This is a genomic window from Kineococcus siccus, assembly GCF_009906795.1.
Classification (GTDB): Bacteria; Actinomycetota; Actinomycetes; order Actinomycetales; family Kineococcaceae; genus Kineococcus; species Kineococcus siccus.
Map to the genome: position 1 here is coordinate 1 of NZ_JAAALN010000470.1, position 420 is coordinate 420.

Sequence of the window (420 nt, forward strand, 5' to 3'; positions counted from 1 at the left end):
CTCCCAGGTGACGGCGGGCAGCGTCGTCGCGTTGTGCCGGGCGGTGCGCGCCACCTCCCCCGGCGCGAGCGCCCAGCGGGCGAGGACCCGGGCCAGCTCGCGGTCGTCGCGGGCGAGCCGGCCCTCCACGCCGTCCTCGACGAACTCCGCGAGCCCGCTGCCCGCCATCCCGGCCACCGGCAGCCCCGCGCAGCGGGCCTCCAGCGCGGCGAGGCCGAACGACTCCCAGACGGCGGGGGCGACGTAGGCGTCGGCGTCGGCGAAGCAGCGCGCGAGCCCCTCGCGCGTGGTCCGGCCGGGCAGCTCGACCCAGCCGGCGAGGCCGAGGCGCGCGACGGCGGTGGCCACGGCGGCCCGCTGCGGCCCGTCGCCCACCAGCACCGCGCGCAGCGGCACGTGCGCGGGCACCCGGGCGCGCAC

Annotated in this window: 1 protein-coding gene; it reads right to left on the bottom strand. The window is 81.7% G+C overall.

What is annotated here, in order from left to right:
• Nucleotides 1-420, bottom strand: a 420-nt coding sequence (locus GTR02_RS22165; protein ID WP_166609606.1) for a glycosyltransferase, incomplete at both ends; no start/stop codon positions are given.